12 protein-coding genes are annotated in these 7,856 nt (G+C 65.9%); 7 read left to right on the top strand and 5 right to left on the bottom strand.

The genetic code is table 11. The annotated features are described in order from the left end of the window. Positions 1-20 precede the first annotated feature (20 nt). Genes JO059_RS21200 through JO059_RS21185 form a run of 4 tightly spaced genes read right to left on the bottom strand, consistent with a single transcriptional unit; the run spans position 21 to position 2,681 of the window. Positions 21-641, bottom strand: a complete 621-nt coding sequence (locus tag JO059_RS21200; protein ID WP_293322393.1) for a hypothetical protein — start codon at positions 639-641, stop codon at positions 21-23. Positions 642-701: 60 nt separating this feature from the next. Then, a complete protein-coding gene (locus tag JO059_RS21195) occupies positions 702-1,289 on the bottom strand; it encodes a hypothetical protein (RefSeq protein WP_293322390.1) in 588 nt (195 codons plus the stop codon). A gap of 19 nt (positions 1,290-1,308) precedes the next feature. Next, a complete protein-coding gene (locus tag JO059_RS21190) occupies positions 1,309-2,304 on the bottom strand; it encodes a phosphotransferase family protein (RefSeq protein WP_293322401.1) in 996 nt (331 codons plus the stop codon). A gap of 29 nt (positions 2,305-2,333) precedes the next feature. Beyond that, positions 2,334-2,681 (bottom strand): nuclear transport factor 2 family protein, encoded by a 348-nt coding sequence (locus tag JO059_RS21185; RefSeq protein WP_293322387.1) that lies wholly within the window; start codon positions 2,679-2,681, stop codon positions 2,334-2,336. An 81-nt stretch (positions 2,682-2,762) separates the two neighbouring features. On the opposite strand from JO059_RS21185, the gene JO059_RS21180 reads away from it, so the two are divergent. From JO059_RS21180 to JO059_RS21155, 6 genes are all read left to right on the top strand, one after another. Continuing rightward, positions 2,763-3,722, top strand: a complete 960-nt coding sequence (locus JO059_RS21180; protein ID WP_293322385.1) for a class I SAM-dependent methyltransferase — start codon at positions 2,763-2,765, stop codon at positions 3,720-3,722. Positions 3,723-3,793: 71 nt separating this feature from the next. After that, positions 3,794-4,204, top strand: a complete 411-nt coding sequence (locus tag JO059_RS21175; RefSeq protein WP_293322383.1) for an MmcQ/YjbR family DNA-binding protein — start codon at positions 3,794-3,796, stop codon at positions 4,202-4,204. Between the two features lie 104 nt (positions 4,205-4,308). After that, positions 4,309-4,569, top strand: a complete 261-nt coding sequence (locus JO059_RS21170) for a hypothetical protein (protein WP_293322399.1) — start codon at positions 4,309-4,311, stop codon at positions 4,567-4,569. Positions 4,570-4,590: 21 nt separating this feature from the next. Further along, complete coding sequence (locus JO059_RS21165) at positions 4,591-4,743, top strand: DUF6131 family protein (RefSeq protein WP_293322381.1); 153 nt, start codon at positions 4,591-4,593, stop codon at positions 4,741-4,743. Between the two features lie 128 nt (positions 4,744-4,871). After that, the gene (tcrX, locus tag JO059_RS21160) at positions 4,872-5,576 is read left to right on the top strand and encodes a two-component system response regulator TcrX (RefSeq protein WP_293322397.1); all 705 of its coding nucleotides are present in this window, start codon (positions 4,872-4,874) and stop codon (positions 5,574-5,576) included. Beyond that, the gene (locus tag JO059_RS21155) at positions 5,554-7,062 is read left to right on the top strand and encodes an ATP-binding protein (protein WP_293322378.1); all 1,509 of its coding nucleotides are present in this window, start codon (positions 5,554-5,556) and stop codon (positions 7,060-7,062) included. Before tcrX ends, JO059_RS21155 begins: the two co-directional genes overlap by 23 nt. Here JO059_RS21155 and JO059_RS21150 read toward each other — a convergent pair. After that, entirely contained in the window at positions 7,049-7,522 is a 474-nt protein-coding gene (locus JO059_RS21150) for a lipoprotein LpqH (RefSeq protein ID WP_293322376.1), read from the bottom strand. The two genes, JO059_RS21155 and JO059_RS21150, sit on opposite strands and share 14 nt — an antisense overlap. Before the next feature lie 189 nt (positions 7,523-7,711). Here JO059_RS21150 and JO059_RS21145 point away from each other — a divergent pair. Then, positions 7,712-7,856 (top strand): hypothetical protein (locus JO059_RS21145; protein ID WP_293322395.1); only part of this gene is annotated, 145 nt, incomplete at its 3' end.

Here is a 7,856-nt window from a genome sequence, read left to right as displayed (position 1 = left end):
GTATGACGTCGGCGTGACGATCACACCGGTGTCCACTCGTCCCAGGACTCGGAGAAGTCCAGCGCCTCTCGTGCGATTCCGGCCGTGCTGATGATCTCGCGGAAGTGATCTTGCCAGCCCCACCACAGGCAGATGTTGAACTCGTACTGGAACCAGCTGAGCTGGTAGCCGTCGGGTATCCGTTCGCCCTTGTTCTCCGGCGCGAAAACCGCGATCGCCAAAAGACCGATCACCGACGCCGCGGGGAGCTGGATCTTCCCGTTACGCCAGATCTGCACACCCAGCGGTCGGGGGCCGTGGGGCGTCAGCTCGAATCCGTGCGGCAGGTCCTCGTCGTGCCCGTGGCTCCACCGGTGAATGCCGTACAGCACATCGGCAATGTCGGGACGCCCGTCGGGCAGATCTGACTTCACCGCTATCGGGAAGCGGCTGCGATCAAAGTCGACGGACGGCGCCGCCATCAGGCCGAAAATGTCCAGCGACTCCCGGATCGTGCGTTTGAATCGCGTCGCGACACCGTCCTGCAGATAGCGCTTTTTCGCGGTCCCATCGACGGCGTTGCAAGCATGCAGCATGGCCTGGTCCCACTCGCGCCTTTCCCAGTGGTCGAGTGAGCGTCTGACCGAATCGCCGACTTCCACGCATGAAAGGCTATCGTCCGTCGCCTGGATCCGGCTCCATATCGCAGCGGCTGGGGCCGTCTATGGGCGGGGTTGGAACGGCCCCTGGAACGGGCCCCGGCGCGGCGGCACGGTCACGGTCTGCGTGACCGTGCTGGGTTCCGTGCTCGGCGAAACGGTGACGGTGCTCGGCGAAACGGTGACGGTGCTCGGCGGCGCCGTCGTCGTCGGAGTGTCGCTGCTCGGTGGCGGGACCGTTTCGGTGACCGTCTGGGTCGGCGCGCCACCGCCTCCGCCGCCATATCGCGGGGGCGGCTCCGCGGCCGTGGTCGTCGCCGTGGTGGTCGGGATAGGTGCGGTTGTTGTCGTCGTGGTGGGTGTCGTTGTCGTGCTGGGTGCGTGCGTCGGTGAACCCGTCAGCAGCTTGACCACCGCGAAGGCCACGAGCGTGAGCAGTATGACCCCGACCGCGCCGGCCGCTACCAACGCCCACGGTCGGCGATACCACGGCGTAGGGGGCTCCGGGGGTTCGGGCGCGGCGCCGTAGTTGTCGGCGCCGTAGTTGTCGGCGCCGTAGCTGTCGGCGCCGTAATTGTCGTAGTAATCGCCATAACCCGCGGCCCGGGTCGGCTCGGAGTAGAAGTCGGGATTTTCGGGGTTACGCGCCACGACACGTGATGCTAGTAGGTCAAGATTGATCGATTAGGGTCAGCGCCCGTTCGAACAGGTGAACCGTGGCCGCATGGAGTTGATCGCCGACCTCCTTCTCGGCCTTGCCCGCGCAGGCCCGGGCGAGCGTGCCCTCGATCACGATGCCGAGCTTGAAGCAGGCCAGCACCGTGTACCAGCTGATGTTGGACAGGTCGCGGGTGGTGTTGGCGGCATAACGAGCAAGCAGGTCGTCGGTGCTGGCCAGCCCGTCCTGCCCGCCCAGTGCGTGGCCGAACACGCTGGAGCCGTCGGGCTGGCGCCAGGTGGCCAGCAGCCAGCCGAGGTCCAGCAACGGGTCGCCGATCGTGCACATTTCCCAGTCGACGATCGCGACCACCTCCGGTCCGGTGCGGGAAAACATCACGTTGGCCGCGTGGTAGTCGCCGTGCATGATGCCGGGAGTCCAGGTCCTTGGACGGCGGCACTCCAGCCAGGCCGCGACCCGATCGACCCCCGGGATGTCGGGGCCCGGATAGTTCTCGTACTCCCGATAGGAGTCCAGCTCCGACAGCCAGCGCGGCACCTGGCGCTCTAGAAACCCTTCCGGTTTGCCGAAATCGGCCAGCCCGACAGCGACGTGGTCGACCGCGCCCAGCTTGGCCAGCGCATCGGCCATAGACAGCCCCATCTGGTACCGCACGCCGGGGTCGCCCGCATGCAACGGCGGGAGCCCCTCCCCGGCGTTGAACCCGTCGATCGGCTCCATCAGGTAGAAGACGGCGTCACCGAGCACGCCGGGGTCGTCGCAGGCGGCGATCAGGTGCGGGTGCGGCACGTCGGAACCGGCCAGTGCCGCAAGGACTTTCGTTTCGCGCAGGATCACGCTGTTGCTGCGCGGACGCAGGTGCCGCGGCCCGCGCCGCAGCACGTAGGACCGGCCGGACCGGCTGAACCGCAGCATGACGTTCTGCGTTCCACCGGTGACTGCAGACACGTCCTCCAGCGGTCCCTCGCCCAGGCCCTGCCGCGACATCCATTCCGCGACGGCCCTCAGGTCCACGTTCACCCCGTGTGCTGTGGGGTGTGGTGGAGGGTCTGCGCCCGGATCATTCCGTCCCGGAACACGAAGGTGTCGACGCCATCGTCCACGCGATTGACCGCCGAGTCGGCGGCCCACTCGAGGAACAAGATGTCGCCCGCGAAGATCTGGGTCTTGAGATCCCACGCCGCGTCGGGTAGTTCGTCGAGCAGTGTGGCGAAGGCATTGCGGACGCCGTCCTTGCCGCGCGCGACGCCGGCGCGCGTGATCACCACGGCGTCGTCGGCGTAGTCGGCGACGATCTCGTCGAGGTCGCCAGCGGCCAGCGCCTTTCCGTGGTGGGCGAATACCTCCTGCGGCGTGCGCGTCATCGCGACTCCTTTCTCCTGGGTGTCTGCGAAGCAGCCTAGTGTGTGGAACTGACCCACTTTCGTGCCTGGAAGGGAAATGCGATGCCGCGCACCGACGACGATTCCTGGGACATCACTCAAAGCGTGGGGGCTACCGCGCTGGGTGTCGCCGCGGCCCGCGCAGCCGAGACCGAGAGCGAAAACCCGCTCATCAACGACCCGTTCGCGCGGCTTTTCGTGGATGCCGCCGGCGAGGGCATGTGGAGCGTCTACGCGGACCCCAAGCTGCTGGCCCAGGCGGTCGAACTCGGACCGGAGGTGCGGGCCCGCATTCGGCTGATGATCGACTTCATGGCCACACGGACGGCGTTTTTCGACGAGTTCTTTCTCGCCGCGGCCGACTCCGGTGTGCGCCAGGTGGTGATCCTGGCTGCGGGTCTGGATGCGCGCGCCTGGCGCCTGCCATGGCCCGACGGAACCGTCATCTACGAGCTTGACCAGCCCAAGGTGCTGGAGTTCAAGTCCAAGACGCTGCGCGAGCACGACGCCCGCCCCACGGCGCGACTGGTGAACGTGCCGATAGATCTGCGCCAGGATTGGCCTAAGGCGTTGCGGGAGGCCGGGTTTGATCCGTCTCGGCCGGCGGCCTGGTCCGCCGAGGGGCTCGTCCGTTACCTGCCGGCGCAGGCACAGGACCTGTTGTTCGAGCGCATGCACGCGCTCAGCGCCGAGGGAAGTTGGCTGGCTTCAAACGTGCCCGGTGCGGGCTTCGCCGACCCCGAGGTTGTTCGGCGTCAACGCGAGGACCTGCAGCGCATGCGGGCCGCCGTCGGGAAGTTGGTCAACACCGAGATAACCGACTTGAACGACCTCTGGTATCCGGAGGACCGCCGGGCCGTCGACGACTGGCTGCGCGAACAGGGCTGGATGGTGACGACGGCGACCTTCGCCGAGCTGATGGCCCGTTATGGGCGAAGCATCCCGGCGGAGGCGCAGGACTCAATGCCGCCAACCCTTTACGTCTCGGCACAGCGCGGGCGGATGGGTGGGCCGGCGCGTTAGCCGGCGCGACGCCGGCCACACCCGGCGAATTCGCCGTCACCGCAACGTCATTCGGCGGTAGCGTGGCCGATATGGCTGATCGCCCCGCCCGGGTGAGCGATGTCCACCGGATCGCCGCGTCCATGCCGCACGTCAAGCGCCTGCAGGGCCCGAAGGGCAACTCCATCTACCAGGTGGGCGGCAAGTCGTTCGTCTTCTTCCGCACTCCCCAGCCCGACGCGGCCGATCCCGACACCGGCGAACGCTACGCCGACGTGATCATGCTGTGGGTCGAGTCGGAGAGTGACAAGCTGGCCCTGGTCCAGGATCCGGGTTCACCGTTCTTCACCACGGACCATTTCGATGGCCACCCCTCTGTCCTGGTGCGAGCCGGCCGCTTGCACGAGATAGCGACGTCGGAATTGGCCGAGTTGATCCAGGACGCGTGGCTGTCGCGTGCGTCGAAGAAGCGGGCCGCGGCATGGCTCGCCGACCATTCCTAGCGCACCCGCGCTGCGAACACCGCAAGGGGCTAATGGCTCCCGGCAATGTTTAGACGTGAGTTCAATGGGTAACGCTAGGCCCACGGGAACCTTCTCGGATGCAAATGGAGGCCACCATGCGCGGAGGCGGAATAGTCGGAACGATTGTGCTGGTGTGGCTGATCATCGGAGTAGTCGCGACGTGGCAGCGCGGTTACTTCAAAGGTCAGGAAACAAGTTGTGCCTCAATGGGAACCGTCGCAGTGACGGTGATCGCCGGACCATTGAACTATGGCGGCGTCAATCCACAGGTAAAGGATTGTCACGCGCCGCGTTTGCCGCAGCCTAGTTCAATGAAACCAAACGACCTTGTCCCCTCGATGTAACTCGATGAAAAAGGAAGAATCATGATTGCACTCGGAGTTGTCCTTGCCGTCCTTGGGTTTTTCTTCTCCCACATACTGATGGTGATCGGCATAATCCTGGTAGTTGTCGGCCTGGTGTTCCATTTCATGGGTGCCGCAGGCCGCCCCGTCGCCGGCAGGCGTTACTGGTATTGATCGACGCCCTGCGCCGTCCCCGCGGCTGGTCTCACAGCGCACACCAAGGAACGGCATAGCGTCGGCTCAGCCACCCGCGGATACTGGAACTCGTGACACAGTCCCGGGTTCCGGTTGAGCGGGTGGTCATGCGTCGTGCTGACGGCAATCCCATCAACGTGCTCGTCGTGGACGACGAGAGCGTCCTGGCCGAAATGGTATCGATGGCACTGCGATACGAGGGCTGGACGATCTCCACGGCCTGCGATGGATCTTCTGCGATCGCCGCGGCGCGTACCCAACGGCCCGACGTCGTGGTTCTGGACGTGATGCTTCCGGACATGAGCGGGCTCGACGTGCTGCACAAACTGCGCGAAGACAACCCGCAGCTGCCGGTGTTGCTGTTGACGGCCAAGGATGCGGTGGAAGACCGGATTGCCGGGTTGACCGCTGGTGGCGACGACTACGTCACCAAGCCGTTCAGCATCGAAGAGGTGGTGCTGCGACTGCGCGCGTTGCTGCGGCGCACCGGCGTCACCACGGTGGACAGCGGAGCGCAGATCGTGGTCGGCGACTTGGTGTTGGACGAAGACAGTCATGAGGTGATGCGTGCCGGCGAGCCGATTTCGCTGACATCCACGGAATTCGAGCTCTTGCGCTTCATGATGCGCAACTCCAAGAGGGTGCTGAGCAAAGCACAGATTCTCGACCGCGTCTGGAGCTACGACTTCGGGGGGCGGTCCAACATCGTCGAGCTCTATATTTCGTACCTGCGCAAAAAGATTGACAATGGCCGCGAACCCATGATCCATACGTTGCGTGGCGCGGGTTATGTCCTCAAGCCGGCCCGCTAGGACACGGCGGGTCTGGTCGCTTCGGCTGCGGCTGCTGGCCGGGCAGATCGTCGTGCTCGCCCTGGTGTGTATCGGGATAACGGCGGCTACCGAACTCGCGCTGAACCACCACCTCGTCAGGCAACTCGACGGGCAACTCGCCGGTACCTCCTACCGTTCGGCGCTGTTGTATCCCACACCACGCCACGAGCATTTTTTCTATCCGAGACCGGGCCCCGGTCCACGGTTCCTCGACGCGCCGGGTCAGCCGGCGGGCATGGTGGCGGCGGTGGTCAATGACGGCAGGACGGTCGACGCGGGCTACACCACCGGCACCGGCGCCCGGGCCGCCCTGACCGACGAGGCGCGCGCGCAACTGGCCGCGATCGCCGGCACGCGCCAACCCGTGACCCTGGACCTGGACGGCCTCGGTCGATATCGCGTCGTCGCCGCGCCGAGCCGAAACGGCGGCGACATCATCGTCACCGGGCTGTCGATGGCAGACATCGACGCCACGATGATCCGGATGCTCATCATTCTCGGCATCGTCACGCTCATCGCGCTGCTTGCCGCGACCACCGCCGGTGTCGTCATCATCAGGCGTGCCCTCGCGCCGCTGCGCCGCGTAGCCCAAACGGCAAGCGAGGTCGTGGAATTGCCGTTGGACCGCGGGGAGGTCGAGCTGCCCGTGCGGGTGGCCGAAGCCGACGCGAACCCGTCCACCGAGGTCGGTCAGCTGGGATCGGCACTGAATCGGATGCTCGACCACATTGCGGCCGCCCTGTCCACGCGGCAGGCCAGTGAAACCCGGGTGCGCCAGTTCGTCGCCGACGCCAGCCACGAGTTGCGCACGCCGCTGGCGGCCATCCGCGGCTACACCGAACTCACGCAGCGCATGGGCGACGATCGTGAGGCGGTCGCGCACGCCATGAGCAGGGTGGCATCCGAGACGGAGCGGATAACGCGTCTCGTCGAGGATCTGCTGCTACTGGCCCGGCTGGACTCCGGCCGACCGCTGGAACGCAAACCGGTGGACCTTTCGCGGTTGGCGGTGGACGCGGTCAGTGACGCCCACGTCGCTGGCCCGGACCACCAGTGGGAGCTCGACCTGCCCGAAGAGCCCGTGGTCGTCACCGGCGACGCGGCACGGCTGCACCAGGTGCTGACCAATCTGCTCGCCAACGCACGCGTGCATACCGGGGCAGGCACCGTCGTGACGACGCGGCTGAGCACCGAGCCGACGCACACCGTGCTGCAGATCATCGACAACGGGCCGGGCATCCCGGCCGCCTTGCAATCCGAGGTGTTCGAGCGGTTCGCCCGCGGCGATTCCTCGCGCTCACGTAAGGGCGGCAGCACGGGCCTGGGCCTGGCGATCGTCTCCGCGGTCGTCAAGGCACACCACGGCACGATCACGGTGAACAGCTCACCGGGTCATACCGAGTTCACGGTGCGGTTGCCGCTCAACGGGTGGCAACCTCCCGCTCCCCCGATTACGAACAGGTGACGTCGATTTCGAACGGCTTGTTCACCGGCTGCATCGGGTTAGCCATGTCCACACCCGTCGCGGTGCCGGTGACCTTGTAGGTGTTGCCGTCCTTCGTCGCCGTGGCGTTGCCCTGGCCACCCTGTGCGTACTGAAGGGTTATGCCGTTGACGTTGCCCAGTTGGACAGCCTTGACCGCGGGCGGACTGGCGTCGGTGAGGACAACACTGATCCCGGTTGTGTTCCCGCCGACCGCCATGGTGATGTTGCCCGGCGTCTTGGTGCAGATGGTGGTGCCTTGGACGTTCTGGTCCTTGCCGTCGATGATCACCTTCGACGCGTTCGCCCCGCCGGCCGATACCGAGCCTCCTGACACCGAGGTCGCAACGCCGCCGCTATTGGACTTATTGCTGGAACACCCGGAAATCCCTGCGACCACGATCGCCGCCCCGGCCAGCGCGACAGTCAGTCCCCGCTTCACGCGTCCTCCTTTGCCCGATGGTTGCGGTCCTCGGCATTGAGGGCCGCCAAGGCAGTATGCGGGTTTGCCGATCGGCGCAAAAGAGGTTCGGCCATATTGATTCGTCCCGCCTAACCCACCCGCTCTCGACGTGGCCTTGCAGAAAAGGACGCGTTAATGGCCCAGTCAGGGCCCGGTGATGGCACTGTGTTGCCCGTGGATCACAAAGCCCCTACGGCCGTCATCGAGTCGGCCCACCGCCAATATGACCTGCCGTTCCAAGACACGACGGACTTCGACGACGCCGATCGCGGATTCATCGCCGCCCTCTCGCCGTGCATCATCAAGGCCGCCG

Origin of the sequence: Mycobacterium sp. (assembly GCF_019247615.1) — a bacterium.
GTDB lineage: Bacteria > Actinomycetota > Actinomycetes > Mycobacteriales > Mycobacteriaceae > Mycobacterium.
The sequence above is the reverse complement of the archived record's forward strand: the minus strand, read 5'-3'. Positions and strand labels throughout refer to the sequence as shown.